Annotated in this window: 30 protein-coding genes; 13 read left to right on the forward strand and 17 right to left on the reverse strand. The window is 58.8% G+C overall.

Features of this window, described 5'->3' with window-relative positions; genetic code table 11:
• The first annotated feature begins 72 nt into the window (after positions 1 to 72).
• The gene (locus ACFOOP_RS00335) at positions 73 to 888 is read left to right on the forward strand and encodes an NTP transferase domain-containing protein (RefSeq protein ID WP_379878575.1); all 816 of its coding nucleotides are present in this window, start codon (positions 73 to 75) and stop codon (positions 886 to 888) included.
• Between the two features lie 119 nt (positions 889 to 1,007).
• Here ACFOOP_RS00335 and ACFOOP_RS00340 read toward each other — a convergent pair whose 3' ends face one another.
• The gene (locus ACFOOP_RS00340; RefSeq protein ID WP_379878577.1) at positions 1,008 to 1,736 is read right to left on the reverse strand and encodes a VPLPA-CTERM sorting domain-containing protein; all 729 of its coding nucleotides are present in this window, start codon (positions 1,734 to 1,736) and stop codon (positions 1,008 to 1,010) included.
• 362 nt (positions 1,737 to 2,098) lie between these two features.
• Here ACFOOP_RS00340 and ACFOOP_RS00345 point away from each other — a divergent pair, with 362 nt between their 5' ends.
• On the forward strand, positions 2,099 to 3,781 hold the full coding sequence (locus ACFOOP_RS00345) for an amidohydrolase (RefSeq protein ID WP_379878579.1): 1,683 nt from the start codon (positions 2,099 to 2,101) through the stop codon (positions 3,779 to 3,781).
• Positions 3,782 to 3,790: 9 nt separating this feature from the next.
• Here the strand turns inward: ACFOOP_RS00345 and ACFOOP_RS00350 are convergent, their stop codons facing one another.
• The 4 genes from ACFOOP_RS00350 to ACFOOP_RS00365 form a co-directional block, all read right to left on the reverse strand.
• Positions 3,791 to 4,402: a class I SAM-dependent methyltransferase gene (locus ACFOOP_RS00350; protein ID WP_379878581.1), complete on the reverse strand. Its 612-nt coding sequence runs from the start codon at positions 4,400 to 4,402 to the stop codon at positions 3,791 to 3,793.
• 228 nt (positions 4,403 to 4,630) lie between these two features.
• Positions 4,631 to 4,849 carry a VOC family protein gene (locus ACFOOP_RS00355; protein WP_379878583.1) on the reverse strand — a complete coding sequence of 73 codons (219 nt, stop codon included), beginning with the start codon at positions 4,847 to 4,849 and terminating at the stop codon, positions 4,631 to 4,633.
• Complete coding sequence (locus ACFOOP_RS00360; protein ID WP_379878585.1) at positions 4,846 to 5,019, reverse strand: hypothetical protein; 174 nt, start codon at positions 5,017 to 5,019, stop codon at positions 4,846 to 4,848. The genes ACFOOP_RS00355 and ACFOOP_RS00360 overlap by 4 nt, the downstream gene beginning before the upstream one ends.
• A 13-nt stretch (positions 5,020 to 5,032) precedes the next feature.
• Positions 5,033 to 5,452: a VOC family protein gene (locus ACFOOP_RS00365; RefSeq protein ID WP_379878587.1), complete on the reverse strand. Its 420-nt coding sequence runs from the start codon at positions 5,450 to 5,452 to the stop codon at positions 5,033 to 5,035.
• 79 nt (positions 5,453 to 5,531) lie between these two features.
• On the opposite strand from ACFOOP_RS00365, the gene ACFOOP_RS00370 reads away from it, so the two are divergent.
• On the forward strand, positions 5,532 to 5,972 hold the full coding sequence (locus ACFOOP_RS00370; RefSeq protein WP_379878588.1) for a protein tyrosine phosphatase family protein: 441 nt from the start codon (positions 5,532 to 5,534) through the stop codon (positions 5,970 to 5,972).
• 35 nt (positions 5,973 to 6,007) lie between these two features.
• Complete coding sequence (locus tag ACFOOP_RS00375; RefSeq protein ID WP_379878590.1) at positions 6,008 to 6,394, forward strand: hypothetical protein; 387 nt, start codon at positions 6,008 to 6,010, stop codon at positions 6,392 to 6,394.
• On the opposite strand, the gene ACFOOP_RS00380 is transcribed toward ACFOOP_RS00375, so the two are convergent.
• Positions 6,391 to 6,759, reverse strand: coding sequence for a hypothetical protein (locus ACFOOP_RS00380; protein ID WP_379878591.1), 369 nt, complete (start codon positions 6,757 to 6,759; stop codon positions 6,391 to 6,393). The two genes, ACFOOP_RS00375 and ACFOOP_RS00380, sit on opposite strands and share 4 nt — an antisense overlap.
• Positions 6,760 to 6,893: 134 nt before the next feature.
• On the opposite strand from ACFOOP_RS00380, the gene ACFOOP_RS00385 reads away from it, so the two are divergent.
• Genes ACFOOP_RS00385 through ACFOOP_RS00405 form a run of 5 tightly spaced genes read left to right on the forward strand, consistent with a single transcriptional unit; the run spans position 6,894 to position 12,293 of the window.
• Positions 6,894 to 7,829, forward strand: coding sequence for a hypothetical protein (locus ACFOOP_RS00385; protein WP_379878593.1), 936 nt, complete (start codon positions 6,894 to 6,896; stop codon positions 7,827 to 7,829).
• A gap of 47 nt (positions 7,830 to 7,876) precedes the next feature.
• Positions 7,877 to 8,788, forward strand: coding sequence for an MBL fold metallo-hydrolase (locus ACFOOP_RS00390; RefSeq protein WP_379878595.1), 912 nt, complete (start codon positions 7,877 to 7,879; stop codon positions 8,786 to 8,788).
• Positions 8,734 to 9,687, forward strand: a complete 954-nt coding sequence (locus tag ACFOOP_RS00395; RefSeq protein ID WP_379878597.1) for an ROK family protein — start codon at positions 8,734 to 8,736, stop codon at positions 9,685 to 9,687. The genes ACFOOP_RS00390 and ACFOOP_RS00395 overlap by 55 nt, the downstream gene beginning before the upstream one ends.
• A gap of 9 nt (positions 9,688 to 9,696) precedes the next feature.
• Positions 9,697 to 10,854: a trans-sulfuration enzyme family protein gene (locus ACFOOP_RS00400; protein ID WP_379878598.1), complete on the forward strand. Its 1,158-nt coding sequence runs from the start codon at positions 9,697 to 9,699 to the stop codon at positions 10,852 to 10,854.
• Positions 10,851 to 12,293 carry a Na+/H+ antiporter NhaC family protein gene (locus ACFOOP_RS00405; RefSeq protein WP_379878600.1) on the forward strand — a complete coding sequence of 481 codons (1,443 nt, stop codon included), beginning with the start codon at positions 10,851 to 10,853 and terminating at the stop codon, positions 12,291 to 12,293. Before ACFOOP_RS00400 ends, ACFOOP_RS00405 begins: the two co-directional genes overlap by 4 nt.
• Positions 12,294 to 12,362: 69 nt before the next feature.
• Here the strand turns inward: ACFOOP_RS00405 and ACFOOP_RS00410 are convergent, their stop codons facing one another.
• The 7 genes from ACFOOP_RS00410 to pdxH all read right to left on the reverse strand — a co-directional run bounded on the left by ACFOOP_RS00410 (position 12,363) and on the right by pdxH (position 17,021).
• Positions 12,363 to 12,710 carry a hypothetical protein gene (locus ACFOOP_RS00410; protein ID WP_379878602.1) on the reverse strand — a complete coding sequence of 116 codons (348 nt, stop codon included), beginning with the start codon at positions 12,708 to 12,710 and terminating at the stop codon, positions 12,363 to 12,365.
• 167 nt (positions 12,711 to 12,877) lie between these two features.
• Positions 12,878 to 13,684 carry a DUF2189 domain-containing protein gene (locus tag ACFOOP_RS00415; protein ID WP_379878604.1) on the reverse strand — a complete coding sequence of 269 codons (807 nt, stop codon included), beginning with the start codon at positions 13,682 to 13,684 and terminating at the stop codon, positions 12,878 to 12,880.
• A gap of 55 nt (positions 13,685 to 13,739) precedes the next feature.
• On the reverse strand, positions 13,740 to 14,258 hold the full coding sequence (locus ACFOOP_RS00420) for a tellurite resistance TerB family protein (RefSeq protein WP_379878606.1): 519 nt from the start codon (positions 14,256 to 14,258) through the stop codon (positions 13,740 to 13,742).
• Positions 14,259 to 14,319: 61 nt separating this feature from the next.
• Positions 14,320 to 14,718 (reverse strand): hypothetical protein, encoded by a 399-nt coding sequence (locus ACFOOP_RS00425; protein ID WP_379878607.1) that lies wholly within the window; start codon positions 14,716 to 14,718, stop codon positions 14,320 to 14,322.
• 87 nt (positions 14,719 to 14,805) lie between these two features.
• Entirely contained in the window at positions 14,806 to 15,843 is a 1,038-nt protein-coding gene (locus tag ACFOOP_RS00430) for an amidohydrolase family protein (RefSeq protein WP_379878609.1), read from the reverse strand.
• 114 nt (positions 15,844 to 15,957) lie between these two features.
• A complete protein-coding gene (locus ACFOOP_RS00435; RefSeq protein WP_379878611.1) occupies positions 15,958 to 16,353 on the reverse strand; it encodes a Rid family hydrolase in 396 nt (131 codons plus the stop codon).
• An 11-nt stretch (positions 16,354 to 16,364) separates the two neighbouring features.
• Complete coding sequence (pdxH, locus tag ACFOOP_RS00440) at positions 16,365 to 17,021, reverse strand: pyridoxamine 5'-phosphate oxidase (RefSeq protein WP_379878613.1); 657 nt, start codon at positions 17,019 to 17,021, stop codon at positions 16,365 to 16,367.
• 99 nt (positions 17,022 to 17,120) lie between these two features.
• On the opposite strand from pdxH, the gene aroC reads away from it, so the two are divergent.
• Positions 17,121 to 18,221 (forward strand): chorismate synthase, encoded by a 1,101-nt coding sequence (aroC, locus tag ACFOOP_RS00445; protein ID WP_379878615.1) that lies wholly within the window; start codon positions 17,121 to 17,123, stop codon positions 18,219 to 18,221.
• A 4-nt stretch (positions 18,222 to 18,225) separates the two neighbouring features.
• Here aroC and ACFOOP_RS00450 read toward each other — a convergent pair whose 3' ends face one another.
• Positions 18,226 to 19,140, reverse strand: coding sequence for an alpha/beta hydrolase family protein (locus ACFOOP_RS00450; RefSeq protein ID WP_379878617.1), 915 nt, complete (start codon positions 19,138 to 19,140; stop codon positions 18,226 to 18,228).
• Between the two features lie 118 nt (positions 19,141 to 19,258).
• On the opposite strand from ACFOOP_RS00450, the gene ACFOOP_RS00455 reads away from it, so the two are divergent.
• Positions 19,259 to 20,233, forward strand: coding sequence for an alpha/beta fold hydrolase (locus ACFOOP_RS00455; RefSeq protein WP_379878619.1), 975 nt, complete (start codon positions 19,259 to 19,261; stop codon positions 20,231 to 20,233).
• Here the strand turns inward: ACFOOP_RS00455 and ACFOOP_RS00460 are convergent.
• Genes ACFOOP_RS00460 through ACFOOP_RS00470 form a run of 3 tightly spaced genes read right to left on the reverse strand, consistent with a single transcriptional unit; the run spans position 20,208 to position 23,280 of the window.
• A complete protein-coding gene (locus tag ACFOOP_RS00460) occupies positions 20,208 to 21,281 on the reverse strand; it encodes a class I SAM-dependent methyltransferase (protein ID WP_379878621.1) in 1,074 nt (357 codons plus the stop codon). The genes ACFOOP_RS00455 and ACFOOP_RS00460 overlap by 26 nt on opposite strands.
• Before the next feature lie 3 nt (positions 21,282 to 21,284).
• Complete coding sequence (locus tag ACFOOP_RS00465) at positions 21,285 to 22,577, reverse strand: class I SAM-dependent RNA methyltransferase (RefSeq protein ID WP_379878623.1); 1,293 nt, start codon at positions 22,575 to 22,577, stop codon at positions 21,285 to 21,287.
• On the reverse strand, positions 22,555 to 23,280 hold the full coding sequence (locus ACFOOP_RS00470) for a TlyA family RNA methyltransferase (RefSeq protein WP_379878625.1): 726 nt from the start codon (positions 23,278 to 23,280) through the stop codon (positions 22,555 to 22,557). The genes ACFOOP_RS00465 and ACFOOP_RS00470 overlap by 23 nt, the downstream gene beginning before the upstream one ends.
• 69 nt (positions 23,281 to 23,349) lie before the next feature.
• Between ACFOOP_RS00470 and ACFOOP_RS00475 the strand changes: the two genes are divergently transcribed.
• Together ACFOOP_RS00475 and ACFOOP_RS00480 are read left to right on the forward strand one after the other, a co-directional pair.
• Positions 23,350 to 24,381 (forward strand): serine hydrolase domain-containing protein, encoded by a 1,032-nt coding sequence (locus ACFOOP_RS00475; protein WP_379878627.1) that lies wholly within the window; start codon positions 23,350 to 23,352, stop codon positions 24,379 to 24,381.
• A gap of 110 nt (positions 24,382 to 24,491) precedes the next feature.
• Complete coding sequence (locus ACFOOP_RS00480) at positions 24,492 to 25,064, forward strand: type 1 glutamine amidotransferase domain-containing protein (RefSeq protein WP_379878629.1); 573 nt, start codon at positions 24,492 to 24,494, stop codon at positions 25,062 to 25,064.
• Positions 25,065 to 25,094 lie beyond the last annotated feature (30 nt).

Raw genomic sequence — 25,094 nt, forward strand, 5'->3', positions numbered from 1 at the left:
CGGCAGGACTTGTTGCGTCCGAATGTTCCATCACCTATGCGTCCTCATTTGCAGAGACATAGACGACACCTCATGAACAAAGACGATCCAAGGCAATTCCACTTCGTTATCATGGCTGCGCAGCGCGCAGGCGTCGTCAATCCCGTGGCCGCCGCCGCGGGCGTCAGCCATAAATGCCTTGTCGAGATTGACGGCAAATCCCTGCTCGAACGCACAGTGGCGCATATCATCTCAAGCGGCCTTGCGCGCCGCGTCAGCGTCTCCATCGAAAACGACGCGCCCTTAAAAAGCGATGCGTATATACGCGGACTGATGGACGCCGGGTTTATTCGCTTCGTGAAATCCACCGACAATCTGTTTGACAGCGTCGCGGCGGCGCTCAGCGATGACAGCGATCTGCCCGCGATCATCACGACGGCGGACAATGTCCTGTTCAGCGGAGAAATGTATCGCTATTTCGCCGAGCGCGCAGATCAGTCCGACGCCTCCGTGGCGCTCTGCAACAAAGAGATCCTGCTCTCTAAATATCCCGAGGGGCAGCCGCGTTTTCACCGCTTCAAAGACGGGGAATACACCAATTGCAATACATTCGCCCTGATGAACCGTCAGGCGGTGCGCGCGGCGGAGGTCTTTCGCAGCGGCGGCCAGTTCCTCAAAAGCTCCCCCTTGCGCGCAATCAGGACATTTGGTCTGGTGAATGCAATCGCCTACAAAAACGCATGGCACACGCTTGAGGGCGCGTTCAGGGTCCTGAGCCGGAAGTTCGGCGCCAGCATCGGCGTCGTCGAAATGCCGTTTCCGGAAGCCCCTATCGATGTTGACAATGAACAGTCGCTCGCCGTCGCAAGCCGGATCATTGCGGAGACAAAGGCAGCGGGCGGCGCCTAGAGCGTTTTCAGCAAAAGCAGACCCGATATAAGCCGCAGACGCCACTCCACGCTCATTTCAAAATGCAAAAAAGCCGGCCCGAAGGCCGGCTTTTTCAATTCCGTTTAACGCTGTGTGCGTTAGGCAGTTTTACGGCGACGCGAAGCGAAGCCGAGACCTGCAAGGCCGGACAGAAGCAGCGGAAGCGCAGCCGGAACCGGAACGTCGCTGACTGTCAGCTGAGCGATCGTGAAGCCAGCGCCTTCGGTCAGTGCGATCAGAAGGAAGTCCTGACCATAGCCGAGGTTCGGGATCACATCGATCAGGCTGCCAAGAACGATCGTGCCCATATCCACGCCGTCAACGAACAGCTGGAATGCGCCGCAGTCGCCTTCACCGCCGCCAGCAGACGAACAGTCCTGGTCGCCGCCACGGTTAAATTCAACGTTGGTCACCGTGTAAGCCTGGTCGAAGACAAAGCGGATAGCTTCGCGCGCATCAAACTGCGTCTGATCGTCGGAAGTGTTGTTTTCCGACCATGCGCCGAGACCGGAGTCGGCAGGGTTGATGTCCTGGATAAGGCGCGCTGCATTATTTGCATTCGCGTCGTCCTGCGTCATCACGCCAGCATAAGCATAAACGTCGACGATCGCGCCGTCGTTCGAATATTCGAAACCTTCAGCGTGATTGATCGTGCAAAGGTCGTTGCTTACGCCGCCAGAAGTTGCGCAAGTATTGTTGACGTTTGCAACGTTGTCAGGAGTTACATTGAGGCCATCGCCTTTAAACACGAAAGTTGCTGCATTCGCCGGCGCCGCCATAAAGCCCGCGGCCAGTGCTGCGGCCGCAAGATAACGAAGGGTTTTCATGGTGTAGTCCCCCACTCAAAACTAAATCCGGGAAACGCCGGAAGTCGCATCGTTAAAACATTTTTAACGACGGGCCCAATCTCCCAATTTTATGCAAATTGTCAATTCATTTAGGACGCGTTAACCCAAAAAAAGTGCTGCATTGCAACACGGTAGCGCATTTTACCAAAACAATTCCCCTATAGCGTGTATTTATGCCCCGCCATTAACCATAAACACCTGCTTTTGGGAGATTTTTCGCGGGTTGTGTTCTTTTCGAAGTGCCCGATTCGGCGATTAGCGATTGCCCGCGCCCGGGGACCCGGGATACACCTTTCCTGCGCACCCGCACACCGACCTCTTCCCTCGTCAGGAGCCCCTTCATGCAACGGATATTCACCCTGATTTCCGCACTATGTGCGCTTTTTGTCGTTGGATGCGCTCGTGAGGAGGCCCCTCTGACCGCCGCAACCCCAATCGTGACAGTTTTCACCGGGGGGCAAGTCTATACTGGCGTCGACGACGCAGCCCCGGCGGAGGCGGTCGCAATCTCACAGGGCGCCATTCTGGCGGTGGGCTCGCACGAGCTGGTTATCGCCGGCGCCGGGGATAATCCCGAGATCATCGATCTTGACGGTGCGGCCCTGTATCCGGGCTTCACGGACGCCCATGCGCATTTGCTCGGCATTGGCTTTCGCGAGCTGACCCTCAATCTTGAAGGAGTCTCGTCCGTCGCCGCGCTTGTGGAAATTATCGCAGAGAAAGCCCTTGATGTCGGGGAAGGCGAAACGCTTTACGGTCGCGGCTGGATCGAAACCGGCTGGCCGGAAGGGCGGATGCCGACCCGCGACGATCTCGATCCGGTGAGCGCCGGACGGATCGTTATTCTCTCTCGCGCCGACGGCCATGCGCTGGTCGCCAACTCCGCCGCGCTCGACGCCGCAGGGATTGACGACGCGACGCCCGATCCCGAGGGCGGAAAGATCGAACGCGACGCCTCGGGCCGCGCCACCGGCATTCTGATCGACCACGCCATGTTCCTCGTGAACGGCCTTATTGACGAAGCCAGCGATGAGACGAAACGCGAGGCTTATGCAAAAGCCTCCGACGTTTACGCCGCCTATGGCTGGACCGGCATGCACAATATGTGGGTGGAGCCGCAGAATGTTTCCATGATGGAAGAGCTCTCCGCGAACGGCGCCCTCAACATCCGTGTTTACAACGCCCTCAATGAAGACGGCCTCGCCGCACTTGAAAAAGACGGCCCGCGCGCCAGCCAAAACGGGCGCATCCTAACGCGGGCGATCAAGCTATTTATTGACGGCGCCCTCGGCTCGCGCGGCGCGGCCTTGCTGGAGCCCTATTCCGACCGGCCCGACACGGACGGGCTTATGCTCATGGAAAAAGCCAAGGCGGAAAGCCTTTTCGATCGCGCCATCGCGGCGGGCGCTCAGGTGCACACTCATGCGATTGGCGATCGCGGCAACAAGCTCATTCTTGACTGGTATGAGGAAGCCTTCCAGCGCAATCTCGATGCGGGCGATCTCAGATGGCGCGTCGAACATGCGCAAATTCTCGATACGGACGATATTCCCCGCTTTGCGGAACTGGGCGTCATCCCGTCCATGCAGCCGAGCCACGCCATCGGCGATCTCTTCTTCGCGCCGGACCGGTTGGGAACGAACCGGCTTGACGGCGCCTATCCCTGGCGTTCGCTGATCGACGCCGGTTCGATCATTGCTGGCGGCTCCGACGCGCCGGTAGAGCGCGGCGATCCGCTGATCGAGTTCTACGCCGCCGTCGCCCGCCGCGGCCTTGACGGCTATCAGGACGAGAACTGGCGCCCGGAGCAAGCCGTGTCGCGCGAGGAAGCCCTGAAGATGTTTACGATCTGGCCAGCCTACGCCTCTTTTCAGGAAGGGCTGCTCGGCACCATCGAACCCGGCAAGCGCGCCGACTTCACCGTCTTTTCAAAAGACATCATGACAATTCCGGAACAGGAAATCCTGACCGCGAAACCGGTCATGACTGTTGTCGACGGAGAGATCGTTTTCCGGGCGGAGTAACCCGAACCCTTACGCTTTCGTCAGCACAAGCCGTGTCCACGTCGCGCCGGCCTTTCGATTATTCTCTGTTATCGCGTCATGGCGCATGCTGAAGACTGGGCGCAAACCGTATGGCGCCCCAAGGACGGCGGTTTCCTCGCCGCTGACGTCATACATGCGTCGGCCTTCCGGAACCGGCCCGTGACGCAAGAGGAACATAATTTTAGCGCCGGGCGCGGCGAGCCGCGCAAGCTCGTCCATGCCCTCGGCGCGTTCTTGCGCATCAAGATGCATCCACACCGCCGTGAGCATGACCAGATCGAATACGCCGCTGTGTTCTTTCAATGACGCCAGCGCCGGAAGACTGTCATCAATCCACTCAATTTCCGGTTCGGGGTGCAACACCATGGCTGGCTCGCGCAAAGCCGAGGTTGGCTCCACCGCCGTCACTTTGTGGCCACGCCTTGCAAAGGCTGCCGCGTCACGTCCCGTGCCCGCGCCGATTTCCAGAATGCGCGATGGCGTCTCCGGCAACAGGTGCAGCACCGACTCGTGCACCTCTTCAAAAGTTAGCGCCTCATAGCGGCGGAGCAGGTCTTCGGCTTCCCCGGCATATCCGGCGTTGCTTGGTTTGGTCTTCACAACTTCGCGCTTCCTCTCCCCCGGCGTCCGAATTCATTTGTATGAGCCGCGCCGCGCCCCATATAAACAGCATTATGACGTTCTGGCAGTTTCTGATCTTTTTCCTGCTGGTTGTCTTCGTACTCTGGAATATGTGGGTTGCGATCCGGTCGCTGGGCGATATCGGAGACGACGACTAACCGTAGGAACGCCGCAAGGCGCGCCCCTTCCCGTGACCTGATGCGTCACTCAATAGGGAGCGTCGCTGAGCCTTTGTGAAATCCACCAGATGTTTCCGGCTCTGTCCTTAACCCCGCCCTGCCGATCGCCATAAGGCATGTCGGCGACGTCCATGATTTTTTCCATACCATTATGAAGCGCCTGCTCCATCGCGGCGTCCGCATCTTCAACGTAGAAATAATATGTCGCCTGCGTTGGTGGAAAACCCCGTCCGGATTCGCTGATCATGATCGAAGCATCGCCGAAGCGGACCTGCCCATTAGCAAGCTTGCCGTCATCGCGAAGCGTTCGGCCCGTTTCAACGCCGCCGAGCGCGGCGATGAGTGGTCCATATATGCGCCTGCGTCATCCGCAAAAAGATATGGCGCCACCCGGGCGAACCCATCGGGAATGTACATCCATTGTCTCCATTCAGGTTGCGAACAGCCGGCTCGGGTCATCGAAATATTTGAACTCAAGCGCGTTGCCAGCAGGATCGAGCAGGAAGAACGTCCCCTGCTCGCCCGGCTCGCCCTGAAACCGCACATAAGGTTCAATTACGAAATCGACGCCCGCCGCCGTCAGCCGGTCCGCCAGCGCCCGCCAGGCCTCCCCGTCGAGGATGACGCCGAAATGCTTCACCGGCACATCCTTGCCGTCAACCTGATTGGCGGCGGCGCGGCCGCATTCCTCCGGCGCGAGATGCGTCACCAGCTGATGGCCGAAAAAGTCGAAATCGATCCAACTGTCCGAGCGCCGCCCACGGGGACATCCGAAAACCTCGCCATAAAACGCCTCGGCTGCGACAAGATCGTCAACCGGGATCGCAAGGTGGAACAAGGGCGCGGTCATGACTATATAACTCCCGAAATCGCGTCGGCCCTTTTCGCCGCGCGGTCGGGACTTTTTACACGGGATACAATCGCGCTCAATGACTGATAAATTCATTCCCTTGACGGACCGGTTCCTGGTGACGCAACAGATCGCCCCCGACGACGCCGCCCTCGCCGCCAAGCAAGGCGTCAGCCTTATTATTAACAACCGCCCGGACGGTGAGGCTTTAGGTCAGCCGAAAAGCGACGACATCGCCCGCGCCGCCGAAGCCGCAGGGATCTCTTATATTCACATTCCCGTTGATGGCCGCGGCATCAGTCAAAGCCATATTTCCGCCCTCAAAAAAGCGTTAGATGAAAATGGCGACGGCAAAGCGCTCGCCTTTTGCCGCTCGGGAACACGGTCGACGATCCTGCGCGCCTATCTCGAAGCCTCGGCGGGCCGTGCGCCGGAAGAAATCATCGCCGAGGCGGCTGCTGCCGGCTATGATATTTCGGGCCAAGCGCCAGCGCTTCAGGCCCTTTGCCGCGGCGCATAGGCATAGAGAGAGACGAAAAAGGAAGACGCCTCAGTATGATTGGTTTTGCGTTATTGCTCACAATGATGGTGCAGGGATCGGATGCTTACAATGCGCCGCCAGTGATCAAGAAATTCTCCGACTGCACCTGCCCCGCTAACATTTCCCCTGAGGTTACACTCAGCGGATATGTGATCGATGCGAAAGTCATCCTCGGCGCGGACAAGCGATCCGTCGAGGACCGTATGGCGACCATATTCGACGTCAACTCGTCGAGCGATTCATCCGTCTCCGGCCGCACCGCCGTCTGGCATAATATCAGCGAGGACGCCTGCGGCGTGTCGTTTGATTACGGCAAGAAATATAAAGTCTATGCCCGCCGTGATGACAAAGGCGAGCTGGAAACGGACAGCTGTCTGATGGATGGCCGCAGCGTCTATTAATAGTGGATGATAATGCGCGCGCTTGTCGCCGCCGCGGGGATGACAATCGTTTCCGTGAGCGTGACGCCGCAGCGCAGGATCGCCATATCCCGACCGTCTTCGTCGGTGGCCCGGCCATCCTGGCCTTCGCCGCAGTCGAGAAAACTGCCACGCTCTTTTTCGACGACGTAAAGATAGTTCGGCGGCGCAGCAACGAAAGCGCGGTCGGTCACACCCCCTGATCCGTCGCCGATAGTGACGGTCCCGGCGCTATGAGCGACGTCCGGCGCAGCGGCCGGTCCGCTCTGCGCAACAGCCGGCAGGGTAAACCCGGCCATAAGGCCTGCGGCGATGAAATTAACGATCTGTTTACGAACGGCACACATGCGCGTCCCGTCGCAAAAGCCGCGCCGTTCACCGCAACATCACGATTTCCGCGCCTCACAGCCATTTTATTTCCTTGTCATCACGGGAAAAGCCATGTTCAGTGCCGCGGTTGGGGCGGTTCGGGCGGAGCGCTATGTCCATTTTTGGCGAGTTCAAAATTAACGGTAATCAACTGGTCGCCACCGAAACCGGCGCACAGATTCCGCTGAACCGCGATTTCGCCAGGGACGCGTTTCGTATCGCCAGTTTTGTCTGGTTCGTGAACGCCCTGCGCGCAACGCGCATGGTGCGCGGACGCGAACCGCGGGCGAAAATATCCTTTTTCCCGAAAAAGCCGCGCTCCTATTACGCCATCTGGCCAGTGTGTCAGCTTGCGGATGTGAAGATCGTCGACGACCCGGCTGACGCCGATCTCCATTTCTATTTCGAAGACTGCGAATTCCTCACCGCGCCGCGCACAATCCCTACGGCCAAACCCGCCTTTAATGTGAATTGCTTCGATATTCGCAAGAGCGTTGTGGCGCGCATCTTCGAAGAAGTCTTCGGCTACAATCTCGAAGTCGATCCGACAACGCATCGCGGCGTGATGGTCGAAAAATCCGAACTGAACGGAAAGCATGACGGGCGCAAGATCGAAGGCCCGATCGCGACTACAAAACCCGGTTACGTCTATCAGCGCATCATCGAGAATACGTTTGACGGCAAGGACCATGTGGATATCAGAACGCCAATCGTCGGCGGCCGCACAACGCCTTATGTCTTTTTGAAAAAGCGCACCCGGGCGCTGCGCTTCACCAACGACAATCACCGCGTCGATCTGGCGCCGATCGACGCCATGCTCTCGCGCGCGGAACAGGAAAAGATCGCCGCCTTCGCCGCCGCCATGCATCTCGATTATGGCGGGCTCGACATCCTGCGCGACCGCCATGACGGGCGCATCTATATCGTTGACGCCAACAAGACCGATATGGGCCCGCCCGCCGCCATGCGCGGCCAGGACAAGCTCACCGCCATGCGCGCCCTGGCTGAGGCGTTCGCCGCCGCCATTGACGCCAAACTGGCCGAGTGATCAGAGAATCTTTCGCCTTTTGCGAAAGATCGGACTAGACAGTCGTCATGGCCGCAATCCCTTTCGTCAAAGATATTCACTTCACGCCCGGCGTCGCCGATATGGTCGCGCCCGGCGTCCGCCGCGTCATTGCGAATAATCCGGGCCCCTACACCTATACGGGCAGCGGGACCTATATCATCGGCGAGGGCGACATTGCGGTCATCGATCCGGGCCCCAATGACGATGCGCATCTCGAAGCTTTGATGAAAACAATCGACGGCGAGAGGGTAACCCATATCCTCATCACCCACACGCATCTCGACCATTGCGGCCTTGCGATGAAGTTCGCGGCGGCGACCGGCGCTCCGCTCATCGGTTTCGGCGCCCATCCGGTGCGCGAGAAAAAACATGACGCCCCGGCGCTCGACGAAGGCGCCGACTATTCATACGCGCCGGATGAGACCATCGGCGACGGCGCCGTAATTGAAGGCCCGAATTGGCGCATTGAAGCGGTGCACACGCCCGGCCATCTCTCCAATCATCTCTGCTTCGCCCTGCCCGACCAGAAGGCGCTGTTCACCGGCGATCACATGATGGGCTGGGCGACCACGGTGGTGGCGCCCCCCGACGGCGACATGAGCGCCTATATCCAAAGCCTCGATAAACTTCTCGCCCGCGAAGACGAAATTTATTTCCCGACCCATGGCGCGCCTATTCACAATCCCAAGCGCTTTGTGAGGGCGGTGAAAACCCATCGCCTGATGCGCGATGCGCAGATTGTCGAGCAACTGAAAAAGGGCCGCGACAATATCAAGGACATCACCGGGGCTTTATACGCCGATGTGGACAAGCGGCTTCATGGCGCGGCGGCGCTCAACGTCCTCGCCCATCTGATCCGGCTTGTGCGCAATGGCGCGGTCTCATGCGACGGCGAGCCAGAGATGAAGTCGGCGTTTCGCCTAGCCGATCCATCGTGATTGTCGCGGGGATCGACGCCGGCGGGACGAGTTGGAAGCTCATCGCCGCAAAAGGCCCCGGCGGCATTCTCGCGCGCGCGACGATCCCGACGACAACGCCGGAGGAAAACGTCGCGGCGGCTGCGGACTGGATCGATAAGATGCGCGGTGAAGGCTGTTCCATCGAAGCGCTTGGCCTCGCCAGTTTCGGGCCGGTCGATCGCAACCGGAAATCCCAAACCTATGGTCTGATCGGCGCCACGCCAAAACCGGGCTGGCGCGGAGCCAATCCGTTGCGCATGCTGGAACAGGAGACCGGCCTTCCCTGCACGCTCGACACTGATGTCAACGCCGCCCTTCTCGCAGAGGCGGCGTGGGGCGCCGGCAAGGGATTGTCGGATGTCGTTTACATCACTGTCGGCGCCGGGGTCGGCGGCGCAGCCTTGGTCGCCAGAAATCTTGTAGGCGCGCCCGGCCACGCCGAGTTCGGCCACATCAAACCCGCCCGCGCAGAATATGATCGCCAGACTTTCGCCGGAAGCTGCCCCTATCACGGCGATTGCATTGAAGGTCTTGCTTCAGCCACCGCAATCGCCGCGCGCTGGGGCGCCGACCCGCATCTTCTGCCCGACACCCACGAAGCATGGCCGCTGGTCGCAGACAGTTTAGCGCAGCTTTGCGTCTCCATCACCTATCTCCTCGCGCCGCAACGGATCATCCTTGGCGGCGGCGTGATGAAACGCGCAATCCTGATGGATATGATCCGTGCGCAGTTTGTGGAACGCACAAATGGTTATACGGTGCGCGCGGAGGCAGATCATGCGGACACTTACATTTTCACTCCCGGTTTGGGCGGCGACGCCGGCGCCCTTGGCGCAGCGTATCTCGCGCTTGAGGCGAATGGCGCCAGTGCGCGTTGAGGCGGGCACATGATCGCGCTTGATCCGGAAGACAGATTGATTTGCCTGCGCGCAGGCGAGGCTGCGGACAATCACCATGGCGCCGTCCTGCCGCCGATCTCTCAGGCGTCTCTCTACCGTAAGCGGACCATGAAGGACTTGCTTGACGGGCTTTCGCGCGAACATTCCGCCAATGTTTACTCCCGCGGCACAAACCCGACAGTGAAAGTCCTTGAAGAGACGCTCGCAAAACTCGAGGGCGTGCAGGCCTGCAAATGTTTCGGATCGGGCATGGGCGCCGTCAGCGCCGTCCTCTTTGGCTTTTTAAAAGCCGGCGATCATGTGCTGTTCGTCAACGATATTTACGGTCCGACGCTGGAGCTTGCGGCGCGGCTTGAGGATTTTGGCGTCTCCTGGTCGCATAGTTTCGCGCGGGACGTTGACGCCATCTCAGCGGAAATGCGCAACGAAACGCGGCTTGTTTACATGGAAAGCCCCGGCTCCATGCTGTTCCGCCTGCTGCCGGTCGCCGCAATTTGCGTCATGGCGAAGGCGCGCGGCGCGCTGACCGTCATCGACAACACGGTGTCGACGCCGCTCCTGCAAAAACCGCTGGCGCTCGGTGCCGACCTCACGATTCATTCCTGTTCAAAATATATCGGCGGTCATAGCGATGTCATTGGCGGCGCGGTGATGGGCTCGCAGGAGCTCATCGAGCGCCTCTTTTATAAAAGCTATATGTTGCTTGGGTCGGTGTTGGCGCCGTTCGACGCCTTTTTATTGCTGCGCGGATTGATGACCTTACCCGACCGCATGCTGCGCCATCACCAAGACGCGCTTGCGGTCGCGAATTTTCTTCAAGGCCATCCGCGCATCAGCGATATCTATCATCCGGCTTTTTGCAAAGAGGACGCAGCGCTGTTTGAAAAACAAATGCTGGGGGCTTCAGGGCTGTTCTCCGTCGCCCTGAAAGATGTGAGTTACGAAGAGACGCTCGCGATTGCCGACCGCCTCAGACTTTTCGGCCGTGCGGTGAGTTGGGGCGGCGCAGAAAGCCTCGTCATCTGCGGTCACAAAGCCGATCCGGCGGGCCGTACGACGCGCCTTCCCGCAACGCTCTTGCGGTTTTCCGTTGGACTTGAAGGCGCAGAAAGTCTCATCGCCGATCTTGAGCAGGCCTTATCGTGACAAATGCGCAAACGCCAACGCCCCGACTGCCTTTATGGCTCGCGCTCGCTCCGCTGATTGTTCTCTTCGGCGCGATTGTCGCCGGCGTTGTCACCATCGGCTTTTCAAGCGACCTGCTGCTCGTTTCCATCCTGATCGCCGCCGCGTCTGGCGGCGCCGTCGCCATGCGTCAGAGCCGCAACTGGGCCGATATACAAACGGAAGCCGGGCGGCGCATCGCCGAAGCGCTGCCGGCGATTCTCATCCTCCTCTCCATCGGCGCGTTGCTGTCGAGCTGGATGTTTTCCGGCACGATCCCGCTGATGGTGACGCTTGGTGTTGATTTGATCCATCCAAGTTTCATGGCGCTGACCGCTTTCGCCGCCACGGCGCTGATGTCCACAATTTCAGGCACGTCATGGGGCGCGGCGGGAACCATCGGCGTTGCGCTCATGGGCGCCGCGGGCGCCATGGGCCTGCCGCTTGCGCCGGTCGCGGGCGCCGTCGTCTCCGGCGCCTATTTCGGCGACAAGCTGTCGCCGCTTTCCGACATGACCAACATCGCCGCCATCGGCGCCGGCGCGAAACTCTATGATCATATTCGCCATATGCTCTGGACGAGCCTGCCGCCAGCGCTCATCGCCGCGCTAGTCTATGCGGCCACTGGATTTTTCGGAACCCATGCCGACGGCGCCGCATTAACGGGAGCCGCCGAGATCAAGGCGGCGTTGAAATCGATCTTTCATTTAAATCTGGTCGCCGCCCTTCCGCTTTTCATCGCCATTGGCGGCATCGCCCTGCAACGCCCGCCCGCGCTTGTGATCATGACCTCATCCGTGATTGCGATTTTCATTGGCGTCTTCGCGCAAGGCTTTCCTGTTGAGACCGCCGCGGGAACGCTGGTCAAAGGCTTCAATCTCGCGCTGGTTCAACCGGAAGCAAACGGCTTTGCCACGGACAGTTTGAAAAACCTGCTCAATCGCGGCGGCGTCATGTCCATGTCCTATACACTGATGTTCGTCATCGCCGCCTTTCTCCTAGCCGCAACGATGGAAGTGTCAGGCGCAATGAAGACTCTGCTTCACGCATTGTTGTCGGCGGTACGCTCCGCTTTCGGATTGATCGCAGCGACCATGACCGCGGGTTTCGTAATGATCGCCGTCACCAGCCATGGCGGCGTCACATCGCTGATTGTCGGCGGGCTTTTCAAGAAATCTTACGCTGATCGCGGCCTCGCGCCGGAAAATCTTTCCCGCGCCATCGAAGACTCCGTCACCGTGACAGAACCCTTGATGCCATGGACAGTCTCCGGGCTTTTCATGGCCGGGACGCTTGGCGTTGCGACCATCGACCTGTTGCCATGGGCCGTCTTCTGTTATCTTGGCCCGGTCTTTTCGCTGCTCTTCGCCGGCGCTTACGTCCTGACCGGGCGCGGACTGAAGAAAGTCGGGCCCGCGTAATCCGCGCACAAAAAAGCGCCGTTACAAATAACGGCGCTTTTCAATCAGCGTACGGAAATACGCAAATACCTATTTGTTGGCTTTGTCGTATTTCTTGCTGAACTTCTGCCAGTCCTTGACCATATCGGTTTCCATTTCCACCGTACGGTTGAATTCATCGAGCGCCGCCTGACGCGCATCGACCTCAAGCTCTTCATTGCCGGAGATTGTGTCTAGGCATGCACGATATTCACCCAGCGCAGCCTGAAAACCTTTGATGCCTTCAATCGTCGCAGCGCGATCTTCCGCGGTTGCTTCCTTGGGATCGGGCATCTCCGGCGCTTCGGCGTAGAGCGCGCAATCGCCAAGCGTCGCCACCGGCTCCGGCGGCGGGGCCGTATCTTCCGTCATGTCATCCTGAGCAAAGGCCGCGCTCATGATAAACGCCGCGCTCGCCCCCAAAGTTACAAATAGTCTCAGCACGAATTTGTCTCCTTCCCAAGTGAGATGTTGCTGCCTGTCGTCTGCGTTACCCTAGCCAAAATCCCTGCATATAATCAAATTTTCGCGCCGCCTTTCCCATGAAAGCATGGAAAGGTTGGCCTTTAACCCGCCAATTGCGCCGCCGCCCCTGAAATATCGCCCTCGACCGGACGCGCAATCGCATGACGATAAAGCCGCCAGGTCGCATGGCCTATAACGGGCAGAATGACGAAAAAGCCGACAAATCCCGACAACACGGAAAGCCCCATCAGAAGGCCAATGAGGGCGCACCAGACCATCATGGTCACGGGGCTCGACAGAACCAGCTTTACGCTCGTCACCATCGCCGTCACAAAATCCACATCGCGATCATAGAGCATGGGGAAAGAGACCACCGAAATCGAAAAAATGGAAAAGGCGATCAGGGCGCCGGAAAAATTTCCGAGCACCAGAAAAACAAGGCCCGACGGCGTTGAAAAAAGTTGGTCGAGAAAATCGGGGCCGACGCCGTGAAAGCCGGTGAAGGCGAAAAAAAGAAACGCGGCGATATCCATCCAGATGACAAGCGCAAAGCCGGTGACCAGCGCCATCCACCGCAAATCACCACGCACGGCGTCGCGCACCCCGCCAAGAACGCCGCCCCATGACAATGGCTTTCCGCGCTCCAGATGATCGCTCACTGCATAAAACCCGGCGGCCGCGAAGGGCGCCACAAGGGCGAACCCCATGGCCAGGGGATAAGCAAGATAGGGAAGACCAAGAACCATCAACAACGCCATCAGAAGCCAGCCGCCCGCAGCGAACAGGCCGCCAAAGACAAGCCCGTAAAGCGGCGCCCTGGCGAAATCGCGCACACCGGCGGCGACCGATTCAATCAGGTCATTGATGGAAACAGGATTAATCCCCGTTTGTTGTTGTGCTTGCGCCATTGGATCCTCCCTGGGTTTTCACCCTGTCGTTTTTTTGGGGCGCGGGATATTTGGCTTATTCTGTTAGAAGCACCCTCCGCGCCTCGGCAATTAACCGCCGTTGAATGTCCGCAGGCGGACCTTCAATTTCCGCTGTACCCTCCAGCAAGTCGACAAGCTGCTGTTTTTCAACGTCGGTGCAGACATCGACAACCGGCTTTAAGATCTTGCGCACATTGTTGCCGGCGTCATTGATCTCGCCCACCGCCATTCGGCCAAAAGCGTAAAGGCCCTGCGCTGTTTCCTCGTCCGCCTCGAAAGCCTTTTGCATTTCACCAACGATGTGCGCCGCCTGCCGGTCGGTCACGGCGCCGTCATAGGCAGCCATCTGATAGAGCAGCACCGCTGCGGCTTCGCGCGGGTCGGAAAGGTTTTCAATAAGCCGCTGATCGACGCGCCGGTTCCACTTACCCCGGCGGATCACGCCTCTGACCTCGCCGACAGCCTCGCGCCCCTGATTGGCGGCGTTCATGAAATGGGTGAACGCCCAGAAGGCCGCCGCCAGCGCGCCGAGTATGGCGATGATGATGTGCATCCCGAAGCTCCCCGTCCTCAGACGCCGCAAAATCTAGGGGGTTTGGAGACACACGGCAATATCAGACAAGCGGGCCCGCCTGCTCGAACCAGGCGCTCAAAGGAGCCTTGGTCGTATAATCGAATATGAGGAGAGAGACGGCGCAAAATAGCCCGCCATAGAAAAATCGGCGACGGATTTTTCCTTCTTCAGGCTCAGAAAAGGAACTGACAAAGATGAGCAAATGCACAATAACGCCCACAACCAACCCGAAATATCCGCCGATCCGAAAGGCATCATAAAGAAAGAGCGCCTCGACCGCGCCCCTTCCGGCGACCTGAAACACCACAAAAACGCCGCCGAAAACAACGCACATAACGATCGAAAAGATCCCGGCGAAGACCATATTTTCGAATAGAAAGCCGGGCAGCGGCCCGAGCTTTTCGACTGCTTTAATGAGCGGCTTTTCCTTGATCGACATGCGAATGCCCCGTCCTGATCGCGCCCGACGGGACGAACCTTAACACAAAAACGCAATTTGAGGGCTATGGCGAATTCGGACCGGTCCCTACTCCAACGGCTTGATATGGAAGATTCGCTCAGCATTTTTGTGGGCGACTTTCGCCTTGGTCTCGTCATCGAGCGACGCCGAGCGGATGAAATCGACGGCTGGCTTCATGGGCTGATAAGGATAATCGATGGCCCACAGAACATTATCCGCGCCGATCTTCTTGATGGAATAATCGAGCGCCAGATGGTCTTCGACACCGCTCGTGGTGATAACGAAATTACGCTTGAAATACTCCTCCATGGTGAGGGAGGTTTTCGGCGCGCGGTCGCCCTCCTGGGCGCGAGAGTTCATGAAGGTGATGCGCCAGATCCAGAACGGAATCGCCTCACCCATATGACCGATGCAGATTTTGAGTTTCGGAAATTTGTCGAACAGCCCGGACGTCATCATGCGTACAGCATGGGTGCCGACTTCGACGCCATAGCCCCACATGGCCGAATCCATGCCGTAATCCTGCAACGGACCTTTCAATCCATAAGACGCTGCGCGCGGATGAATATAGATGCAGGCGTCCAGCGCTTCGGCCGCTTCCAGAAACGGCCAGTATTTCGGATCATCGAGATATTCGTCATTGGTGTGCGAATTCAAAATAAAGCCGTTGAGCTTCAGATCATTGATCGCACGCTCCATTTCCTTTGCTGCGCGCTTCGGCGATTGCGGCGCGAAGGCGGCGAGCCCGGAAAACCGAGTCGGATGACGCTTGCAGATATCGGCGAGCACATCATTGGCGAGCGCGGCGAGATCGGTCGCCGTGTCGGCGTCAAACATCTGCACCCCCGGCGCTGTCAGCGAGAGGAGGTGCATGTCGATGTCAAGATCGTCCATCTGTTTCAGGCGGCGATCTTCTACATCGAGAAGGCCGTCGAGAAAGTTCAGCGCGTCATAACCCTTGCCGTCATTGGAATCATAGATGCCTCTTACAAGGAGCTTGTCGAGGGACTGGCTGGGCCCTCGCGAAACATATTTCAGCGCCTCGGCGACCTCCGGAATCGAGAAGGCTTCCTCGGTTGCAATGGTTCTGAGCTTGCCGGCCATGTCGCATCTCCCTGATATTAAGCTTTGTTGGCTGGAGATTACCGCGCCGCGTCGCAGGGACGCTCCGCAAGAGGAAGCCAGACGTAAGGATCGGCGCAGTCAGCCGGCGGCGCTTCAGGGCTTTTCAAAGGCCGTTGCATTCATGGTCAGCAAAGCGCCTGCCTTCGGCAGGGCGCGCACCTCTAACACGGAACGCGCCGGACGGTTGTCGCCAAGCATGCCGGCATAGATTTCGTTCATACGCGCGAAGAGTGACATGTCGGTGAGAAAGACATTGACGTGAAGAAGGTGCGCCCAGTCAGAACCGGCCTCTTCAAGGATGGCGTTGATCGCCTTCAGAATTTGCACCGTCTGGCTTTCGACGTCATCGCCGACGAGATCGCCTGTCGCAGGATCCACCCCCGCGATGGCGCTGATGGAAATGAAATCGCCTGCCTTTGTATAATGCGAATAAGGCCCGATGGGTTTCATCAGGTCAGGCATCACGCGGCTTTCAACAGACCGGCCCATATCGCCCCAAATTATGGATACAGGTTTTCTTTTGTCCAGGCCGACGTCGCGTCCGGCCGCCGATAGACCAGCCGTTCATGAAGCCGGAAAGGCCGGTTCACCCAGAATTCTATCTGCGTCGGAATTACTCTGTATCCGGACCAGTGAGGCGGCCGGGGAATGTCGCCAAGGCCGAATTGAGCGGTCTTTTTCGCCACCGCTTTTTCCAGCGCGAAGCGGCTTTCCATCGGGCGCGATTGATCGGACGCCCAGGCCCCAATGCGTGAAGCGCGTGCGCGAGTCGCAAAATAGGCGTCAGCCTCCTCGTCGGTGACCCGCTCCACATTGCCGCGGAACCGCACCTGACGGCGGATCGATTTCCAGTGAAACACGATGGCCGCTTTCGGGTTGGCGGCAAGCTCTTGCCCCTTCGCGCTTTCCAGATTGGTGTAGAAAGTCAGGCCGCAAGCATCGACGTCTTTCAGGAGCACCATGCGCACATCGGGCGTGCCGGTTTCATCCACCGTCGCCAGCGCCATGGCGTTGGCGTCATTGGGCTCTTTCTTGACGGCGAGCGCCAGCCAGTCGGCGAACAGGGCGAACGGATCGCCGATATTGAAAACATCGCCCTGATCCTGATCGACGGCATAGGCTTCCTCCGAGGGGCTCGGCGGGATGATGTCGGCCATTTTTTGCTCCTTTGCCGTGCTAGAACAGGGAGTTAGGAAATTCTTGCGGGATTGGCTATAAGCTCATCCCGCGCGATAAGCGAGTCATACGGATCAGGCATGTCTTTCAACTCTTTCGGCAGGATGTTGCGGTTTACGACCTGGGGCGAAAGCCACGGGCCGGCGCTGGGCGTCGTTATTGACGGCTGCCCGCCGGGGATCATCCTGCGCGCGGAAGACATCCAGATTGCGCTGGACAAGCGCAAGCCCGGAACCTCAAAATTTGTGACCCAGCGTAAAGAGCCCGACGAAGTCAAAATCCTCTCTGGCGTCTTCGAGGATGACCGAACCGACGGCCCTCGCACAACGGGGACGCCGATCAGCCTGATGATCGACAATGTGGACCAGCGCTCAAAAGACTATTCCGATATTCGCGACAAATACCGCCCCGGCCACGCCGACTATACCTATGACGCCAAATATGGCTTTCGCGATTATCGCGGCGGCGGACGATCATCCGCACGCGAAACCGCTGCGCGCGTCGCCGCCGGCGTTGTTGCCGAAAAAATTCTCGCCCATGTCTTTGACAGCGCCGTGTGGATTAGAGCCTCCATGGTGCAGATGGGGCCTTACAAAATCGACCGCGATAATTTTGACTGGATGAATGTCGATAAGAATCCATTCTGGTGCGCGGACGCCAAGGCCGCCGAACTGTGGGCGGAAAAACTCGACGAAGCGCGCAAGAGCGGGTCTTCTTTTGGCGCAGTCATTGAAGTCGTCGCCTCCGGTGTTCCCGCCGGGCTTGGGGCGCCGGTTTACGGCAAGCTCGACGCAGATCTCGCGAGCGCGATGATGTCGATCAATGCGGTCAAAGGCGTCGAGATCGGCGCCGGGATGGAGGCCGCCGCCCTCACGGGCGAAGAAAACGCCGACGAAATCCGCATGAAGAATGGCGCGCCGCATTTCCTCTCCAACAAGGCGGGCGGCATATTGGGCGGCATTTCCTCGGGGCAAGATATCGTTGCGCGTTTTGCGGTGAAGCCGACCTCATCAATCCTGACGCCGCGACGGACGATTACGTCAAAAGGCGAAGAGACAACCATTCAGACCAAAGGCCGTCACGACCCTTGCGTCGGCATTCGCGGCGTGCCGGTTGGCATCGCCATGATGGCGTTAGTGCTTGCAGATCACGCGCTCATCCATCGCGCGCAATGCGGCTGACCCCCTATCGGCAGGTTTCGTTCAGCCAGCTGGTGACTTTTTCGGCAAGCGCAATCCGACTCCACGAAAAGGAATGATCCGCGTCGACGCGCCATTCAGCAAGGTCGATTTCCGGAACAGCGCTGTATGCCGCCATATGCCGATCATGCACGGCGATATTCACCGCCTCGTCGCGTTCGCCCGCGATCAGAAGCATATGCTTGCCCTTAAATTTCGGCGCGAGCAGCGTATTGTCGAAACTGTCGCCGGCGGCGGCGAGTTCGGCGATCGCGGTGTCGCCGTTAAAACCGTTCAGCATCACCGTATCGTCGGAATAGCGTTTGAAATCTTCAAGCTGTTCAGGCGAGGCGCCGGCCAGATCGGCGCGATCGCCAAGATTGGCCGCCGCAATACCGACAATGCAGGACAGCGTCTCGTCGCGCGCGCCGCCCTGAAGCGCAAAGAAGCCGCCCATGGAGTGACCGACCAGCGCAAGATGATCGGGATCGACGCGCAGATCGGCGTTGGCCGGATCGCGGAGAAAAGCGAGCGCTGAGGCGACGTCCTCAATGCCGTTAGCGAAGCTGTATACGCCTTCAGAGCCCCAGGCGCCGCGATAATGGATAAAAAGCGCGTTCCAACCTGCCCGGCGGATCGCCTGCGCCAGATCAAGATTTTTTTCATTGCCGGGAAAGCCGTGCAGCATGACCACGGTCGGGTGCGGGCCGGGCCCGTCGGCGATATAGATATGGCCGTTCATGCGCTTGCCATGCGAATCGACGCCAAGCTCCATGATCGCCGGGGGATAGTCCGGATCGATCGCCGCCGGGTCGCGGATCACGGGATTACCCGCAATTGCCGCATCTTGCCCGCCTGTCACACAGGCCGCCTGCAGCACTGCCCCTGCGCCGATCAGCGCTATCCTGGTAAACATAAGCATTAGCCCCTCCTCTCGTTTCGGCGCGCCTTCCCGCGCCGCACATTGTTTGCATTACCATCTAAATGGCGCCTGCACAAATCCGTATTCAAAAGTAGACCTGACGCGCTAAGAGTACGCCATGAAAAAACGCTATCTAATTCCGCTCATCTTGTTGGCGCTTCTTGCCGGCGCTTTCATTTTCCTGCGCACGCCGGATACGGACCCGGCGGCGATGGAGGCGAAATATACGAATGAAGCCTCGCAATTCGTGGAAGGGCCAAACGGCCTGCGCGTCCATTATCGCGATCAGGGAAACCGGAACGGCGTTCCCATCGTGCTGGTGCATGGCACCGCCGCCTCGCTGCATACATGGGAGCCATTAGTCGAACGGTTGAGCGATCAATATCGCATCATCACCTACACCCAGCCGGGACATGGGCTGACAGGTCCGAACGCAAATCACGATTATTCCTTCGCAGGCATGGCGCAAGCGCTGGATCTTGTCACTGAGGAATTGTCGCTTGATCATTTCGTACTCGGCGGAAACTCCATGGGCGGCTGGGTCGCCTGGCGCTATGCGCTCGCGCATCCGGAAAAGATCGACGCGCTGATCCTGCTCGATTCGTCGGGCATGCCGCTTCACGAAGGCGAAAGTGAACCGCCGCTCAATCTCGGCTTCCGCCTTCTGAAAAATCCCGTCGGGCGGTTTCTCTTAAAACAATTCACACCGCGCGCCGCTGTCGAAAGGTCGGCGCTTGAATCCGTCTCTGTGAAATCGATCATCACCAATGAGGTCGTGGACCGTTACTGGGAACTTTTGCGCCTGCCCGGCAACCGCGCAGCGGCGGGGCAGCGCGCGCTGGTCGATCGCGAAGTTGCCTATGCCGATGAAATTCATAACATCACGGCGCCGACATTGATTATCTGGGGAGAAGATGACGCGCTGATCCACGCAACGGCTGCAATGACATTCGATGAACGGCTGCCGAATGCTGAAGTCACCATCTATGACGGCGTCGGGCACATTCCCATGGAAGAAGCGCCGGACCAGACGGCAGCGGACATAGATGCGTTTTTGGACAGGGTGCTTACGCCGGTTTCTGAAACGCCGTAACTTTCGTGAGGAACGCCAGCGTTTCCTGCGTTTTCTCAAGCCCCGCCTCGCCGAACAACGCAGGCAAATCCGTACGGCAATAAGAGTCGTAATAGGGCTCGTGAAACCCGCGCGGAAAATTCTCCAGAAGAATGTCGAAGCCCGGCTCATCGCCAAATTGAATAGTGTCAGTGTGGATATAAACGCCGCCCGGTTTTAACAGCCGCGCAATTTCCGCTGATACTTCGGCGCGCACTTTCGGCGGCAATTCGTGGAACAGATAGACGGAGGTGATGATGTCAAACGAGGCGTCGGCAAGCCCCGTTTTTTCCGCCGGTTGCTGAACAAAATTTACATCCCTGGCGCCGCCCAGCGCGGCCCGCGCCCGGCCGAGATAGGCAGGCGACAAATCAAGCGCTGTGAGATTTAGCATCGGCCAGTTGTCGTGAATATCGGCGAGAAAACCCCCGCCGCCGCAACCAAGGTCAAGGAGAGATGCGGCGCCGGCATCGCGTTCCGCCAGGGCGTCCCGCACAAAAGGCAAGGCTTGCCGGCGCATGGCCGCCGCCGAGCCGGTGAACAATGTCTCCACTTGCATGTCATAGCGCGCAGCAGACGCATCGGTTAACCAGCCGTCGGTCTGATAATGAAAGTTCTGAAGATAATAACGCGGATATTTGTCGCGCGCCGCATCTGTCAGCACTTCCGAATGGGCGCGTGTGTATTTGCGCTGCGCCACCTTTCGCGCATCAAGAAGATAATCGCGGCTGGTACGCCAAAGCCTGGATGGCGAAGGCGCCCGCCTGAGTTCCGCCGGCATTTTGTAAATCCCGGCTTCTATATTCTTCCAGTCGCGCTGAAACACTTCCCGAAAAGCGGTTTTCAAACGCTCGCGATCAAGCGGGCCAAACTCTTCCGCATAGGGCGCCTCGCCCGGATCAGTAAGCGGCCCCATCAAGCGGCGGCCATAGGCGTAATGGCCCGTATACCAGAGCACCCGCGCCGCCTGTCCGGCGCTATAGGCGGCGCGCTTTGCGCTATTGGCGATCATCACATTGAGCGGCGCCATGTCTCACTCCTTCGTGAAAAGCCCGGCAAGCTCAACATGGGCCGAGAACACGAACTGATCAACGGGCAAAAGCTGCGACAGGCTGTAGCCGCCCGCCCGTAATATGCTCGCATCGCGGGCGAAACTCGCTGGATTACAGGAGACGCCGACGACGATGGGAACCGAAGATTGCGCCAGCGTTTCCGCCTGCGCCCTGGCGCCCGCCCGGGGCGGATCGAACACCACGGCGTTATAGGGGTTCAATTCTTCAACGCTTAACGGGCGCTCGAACAGATTTCGCCGTTCGGCGCGCAACGGAAAGCGTAAGCCCGCCCCGCGCGACGCAGTATCCAGTGCGGCGATTGCTGGCGCATCGGAATCGAACGCATCCACCGCTGCGCCGGCGGCAAGGGGAAGCGCAAAAGTTCCGCAACCGGAGAATAAATCAGCGACGCGTTTCGCATCTTTTGTATGTTCAAGAACGAAGCTCAATAGCGCCGCCTCACCTTCAGCGCTGGCCTGCAAAAAACCACCCGGCGGAACTGCAACAGGTACGCCCCCAAAACGCACAACAGGTGTTTCAAACATGGCCACCGGCGCCCCGTCGGCCGTAAGGCGCACAATCCCTGCGGCCTGCGCCGCCTCGGTCAGCGCCATAATTTCAGGACCGGTCAGATCGTCTGAGGCGTCGCCGCCGGTGAAAGCGACGTCAAGTCCATTATCACAGAGCGTCACCTGCAGATCGAACGCGCGCCATCGCGAGGGCGCGGCGCCGGCGAGCGCGCGTAAAGGTGAGATCGCCTCGCTGAGCTGCGGCGCCAGCACGAGACAGTGGTCGATAGCTACGATGCGCGACGCGCCTCGTTCATTAAAACCGAAAACAACGCCTGAGGCGGTTCGGCGCACTGCAAATGCCGCGCGGCGGCGCGACGCAGGCGGGCAGGCATGTAATGGCGCGATGATCTCTTCGCTGAAACCCTCGCGCGCCAGCGCATCAACGACCAGTTTTCGTTTCCAGTCGCGATAATAGTCCACTGACAAATGTTGCAGAGCGCAGCCGCCGCAATGGCCAAAATATCGGCATGGGGCGGCGCTGCGATGAGGGCTCTCGGCGCTCAGGCACTCGATCTCTCCTCGCCCGCCGCGATAGGTAATGCGCGCCACATCTCCCGGCGCCGAATAGGGTGTAAAGACTTTCTCGCCCTCGATAAACGCCACGCCGTCGCCGCGGGCGCCGATCTCCATGATCTCCGCCTCTGCAGTTTTTGCTGGCGACGGCGCCTTGGCCCGGGACTTAAATTTTCTTCGTCGCGCCAAGAAGAAATTCCTTATTGCCGTCGCCGCCAGGAATGGGGCTGTCGATCAATCCATGAACCGCCCAGCCTGCGCTTTCAATCCATTGCGCCATTTCTTGCGCACAAGGCTCCTCCAGCCCCTCTTTCACAAGCCCGCCCTTGCCGATGCCCTGACGGCCAACCTCGAATTGCGGCTTGATGAGCGCCGCTAATTTGCAGCCGGGCGCCGCCAGCGCCAGGGCAAATGGCAACGCCTTTTTAAGACTGATGAAGCTGACGTCGCAGGCGATCATGTTAATGGGATCTGGTATTAGCGCAGGCGATAAATCCTTCGCATGGGTCTTTTCCAGATTTACGACGCGCGCATCGGTGACAATTTTTTCGTGTAACTGTCCAGTCCCAACATCGACAGCATAGACTTTCGCGGCCCCAGCCCGAAGCAAGACATCGGTGAAGCCGCCGGTCGACGCGCCAAGGTCAAGACAGGTTTTTCCCGAAACATCAAACTTGAAATGATCGAGCGCCGCCTGAAGTTTCACGCCGCCGCGCGAGACATAATCATGGGCCGCGCCGGTGACGGCGATTTCGGCGCCTTCCGGGACTTTCTGGGAGGATTTTTCCGCAACAGCGCCGTTCACCATAACAAAGCCCGCAGCAATCGCCGCCTGCGCGCGGGCGCGGCTTTCCATTAACCCTTGCTGGACGAGATATTGGTCGAGGCGCATTTTTTTCCGACGGATAGGCGGCGCATCATCGTATAATCACGGTCAGCCATATCGCCAAGGAGAGACGACATGCGCCTTGCCATTCTCACCGGTCTCGTCGCCATTGGCGTCTGCGCGGCCGCCAAGGCGGATGTCAAAGACGCCGCCGACTATAATGCGAAAAAAGGCGGCGTCTCGCTGGTGGTCCTGAAACAGGGCCGGCTTGAATTTGAGGACTATCCCAATAAGGGCGGCCCTGACAAAGCCTTCGAACTCGCCAGCGGAACGAAAAGCTTTTCCGGCGTGATCGCCGCCGCCGCAATCGTGGACGGGCTGTTGTCTCTGGACGAGCGCGCCGCCGACACCCTGCCTGAATGGCGAAGCGATCCGCAAAAAGCGCAAATCACCATCCGCCAGCTTCTTTCCCTGACGAGCGGAATTGAGTCGACCGGCGTCTTCCGTCCGCCGACTTATGACGACGCTATCGCCCTGCCGGTCGTTACACCGCCCGGGACCGCCTTCGAATACGGCCCTGTCAACTTCCAGATCTTCGGCGAGATCATGCGCCGCAAGCTCCGCAACTTTGACGGCGGCGCCTATCAAAACGCCGTCGACTATCTGCAGGCGCGCATTCTCAATCCTCTCGATATTCATCCCGCACAATGGAATGAACGCGGCGGCTATCCCACCATGCCGTCCGGCGCCGACCTCACGGCAAGAGAATGGGCGCGCTTCGGGCAGTTTGTTTTGCAGGGAGGCGCCTGGAAAGGAATGCAGCTCGTCGATCCAACCGCTCTTGCAGAAAATTTCACCGGCTCTGACGTTAATGCGGGATACGGCCTCACCTGGTGGCTTAATGAACAGCCGAGCAAGGAAACGCTTGACGCATCGCGCACCATGACCGTTGCGTCAGACATGTTCACCCATCCACGCCGCGGCGAACTTCCCGGCGATCTGTTTATGGCCGCCGGCGCCGGCGGCCAGCGCCTCTACATCATTCCGTCAATGGATTTGGTGATTGTACGGCAATATCCGCGCGTCATTGAGCGCAAGCTCGGCCAGCGGCGTCGCGGCGGACCTTACTCGGATGTGGAGTTTCTGCTCGCCTTTCTCAAGCGCTGAAACGTCTTTTTGACGAGATAAATACATATAATTTCTGGAACGGCGCATAGGCGCCCCGTGTTTTCTTTCACATAGCACCAAAGCAATGCTGTAACGAAAGGAGATACGCTATGACAAAACTCCAGAACAGAAAAATCGCCATTATCGCAACGGACGGGTTTGAGGAATCTGAACTTTTCTCCCCGCTGGATGCGCTGAAAAAAGAAGGCGCCGAGATTGATATTGTTTCTCTCAAAACCGGCGACATTCAGGGCTTCAAACATTTGGAGCGCGGCAGGACCATAAAAGTCGATAAAGAGATCACCCATGCCGACATTAATGAGTATGACGGCATTCTGATCCCGGGTGGTCTCTACAATCCAGATGCGCTTCGCAGTGACGAGAAGGTGATTGCATTCGTCCGCAGCGCCTTTGCGAAAAAGCTTCCTGTCGCCGCGATCTGCCACGGACCGCAGGTGCTGATCACGGCTGAGGTCGTCAAGGGCCGAAAAATGACCGGCTATTCAGCGATACAGCCGGATCTCAAAAACGCCGGCGCGCATGTCAGTGATGAAGAAGTCGTTGTGGATGCGGGTCTTGTGACCAGCCGAAATCCCGATGACCTGCCCGCCTTCAACCGGAAGATCATCGAAGAATTCTGTGAAGGCGAACACAAGGCGCAGAAGAAATCGATCGCTGCGTAACCCCGTCTGTCGTTCCTCGTATGCGCAGTG

The organism is Hyphococcus aureus, from assembly GCF_042643165.1.
Lineage (GTDB): Bacteria > Pseudomonadota > Alphaproteobacteria > Caulobacterales > Parvularculaceae > Hyphococcus > Hyphococcus aureus.

Bases quoted from the DNA above. Each gene is read 5' to 3' on its own strand.
- ACFOOP_RS00395 (WP_379878597.1), top strand. From the start codon at position 8,734: ATGCGACGGCGAGCCAGAGATGAAGTCGGCGTTTCGCCTAGCCGATCC.
- ACFOOP_RS00435 (WP_379878611.1), bottom strand. From the start codon at position 16,353: ATGGGCCGGTCTGTTGAAAGCCGCGTGATGCCTGACCTGATGAAACCC.
- ACFOOP_RS00400 (WP_379878598.1), top strand. From the start codon at position 9,697: ATGATCGCGCTTGATCCGGAAGACAGATTGATTTGCCTGCGCGCAGGC.
- ACFOOP_RS00340 (WP_379878577.1), bottom strand. From the start codon at position 1,736: ATGAAAACCCTTCGTTATCTTGCGGCCGCAGCACTGGCCGCGGGCTTT.
- ACFOOP_RS00360 (WP_379878585.1), bottom strand. From the start codon at position 5,019: ATGTACATTCCCGATGGGTTCGCCCGGGTGGCGCCATATCTTTTTGCG.
- ACFOOP_RS00375 (WP_379878590.1), top strand. From the start codon at position 6,008: ATGATTGGTTTTGCGTTATTGCTCACAATGATGGTGCAGGGATCGGAT.
- ACFOOP_RS00355 (WP_379878583.1), bottom strand. From the start codon at position 4,849: ATGATCAGCGAATCCGGACGGGGTTTTCCACCAACGCAGGCGACATAT.
- ACFOOP_RS00480 (WP_379878629.1), top strand. From the start codon at position 24,492: ATGACAAAACTCCAGAACAGAAAAATCGCCATTATCGCAACGGACGGG.
- ACFOOP_RS00425 (WP_379878607.1), bottom strand. From the start codon at position 14,718: ATGTCGATCAAGGAAAAGCCGCTCATTAAAGCAGTCGAAAAGCTCGGG.
- ACFOOP_RS00390 (WP_379878595.1), top strand. From the start codon at position 7,877: ATGGCCGCAATCCCTTTCGTCAAAGATATTCACTTCACGCCCGGCGTC.
- ACFOOP_RS00335 (WP_379878575.1), top strand. From the start codon at position 73: ATGAACAAAGACGATCCAAGGCAATTCCACTTCGTTATCATGGCTGCG.
- ACFOOP_RS00365 (WP_379878587.1), bottom strand. From the start codon at position 5,452: ATGACCGCGCCCTTGTTCCACCTTGCGATCCCGGTTGACGATCTTGTC.
- ACFOOP_RS00470 (WP_379878625.1), bottom strand. From the start codon at position 23,280: ATGCGCCTCGACCAATATCTCGTCCAGCAAGGGTTAATGGAAAGCCGC.
- pdxH (WP_379878613.1), bottom strand. From the start codon at position 17,021: ATGGCCGACATCATCCCGCCGAGCCCCTCGGAGGAAGCCTATGCCGTC.
- ACFOOP_RS00410 (WP_379878602.1), bottom strand. From the start codon at position 12,710: ATGAGCGCGGCCTTTGCTCAGGATGACATGACGGAAGATACGGCCCCG.
- aroC (WP_379878615.1), top strand. From the start codon at position 17,121: ATGTCTTTCAACTCTTTCGGCAGGATGTTGCGGTTTACGACCTGGGGC.
- ACFOOP_RS00475 (WP_379878627.1), top strand. From the start codon at position 23,350: ATGCGCCTTGCCATTCTCACCGGTCTCGTCGCCATTGGCGTCTGCGCG.
- ACFOOP_RS00415 (WP_379878604.1), bottom strand. From the start codon at position 13,684: ATGGCGCAAGCACAACAACAAACGGGGATTAATCCTGTTTCCATCAAT.
- ACFOOP_RS00345 (WP_379878579.1), top strand. From the start codon at position 2,099: ATGCAACGGATATTCACCCTGATTTCCGCACTATGTGCGCTTTTTGTC.
- ACFOOP_RS00385 (WP_379878593.1), top strand. From the start codon at position 6,894: ATGTCCATTTTTGGCGAGTTCAAAATTAACGGTAATCAACTGGTCGCC.
- ACFOOP_RS00450 (WP_379878617.1), bottom strand. From the start codon at position 19,140: ATGCTTATGTTTACCAGGATAGCGCTGATCGGCGCAGGGGCAGTGCTG.
- ACFOOP_RS00380 (WP_379878591.1), bottom strand. From the start codon at position 6,759: ATGTGTGCCGTTCGTAAACAGATCGTTAATTTCATCGCCGCAGGCCTT.
- ACFOOP_RS00430 (WP_379878609.1), bottom strand. From the start codon at position 15,843: ATGGCCGGCAAGCTCAGAACCATTGCAACCGAGGAAGCCTTCTCGATT.
- ACFOOP_RS00420 (WP_379878606.1), bottom strand. From the start codon at position 14,258: ATGCACATCATCATCGCCATACTCGGCGCGCTGGCGGCGGCCTTCTGG.
- ACFOOP_RS00460 (WP_379878621.1), bottom strand. From the start codon at position 21,281: ATGGCGCCGCTCAATGTGATGATCGCCAATAGCGCAAAGCGCGCCGCC.
- ACFOOP_RS00370 (WP_379878588.1), top strand. From the start codon at position 5,532: ATGACTGATAAATTCATTCCCTTGACGGACCGGTTCCTGGTGACGCAA.
- ACFOOP_RS00455 (WP_379878619.1), top strand. From the start codon at position 19,259: ATGAAAAAACGCTATCTAATTCCGCTCATCTTGTTGGCGCTTCTTGCC.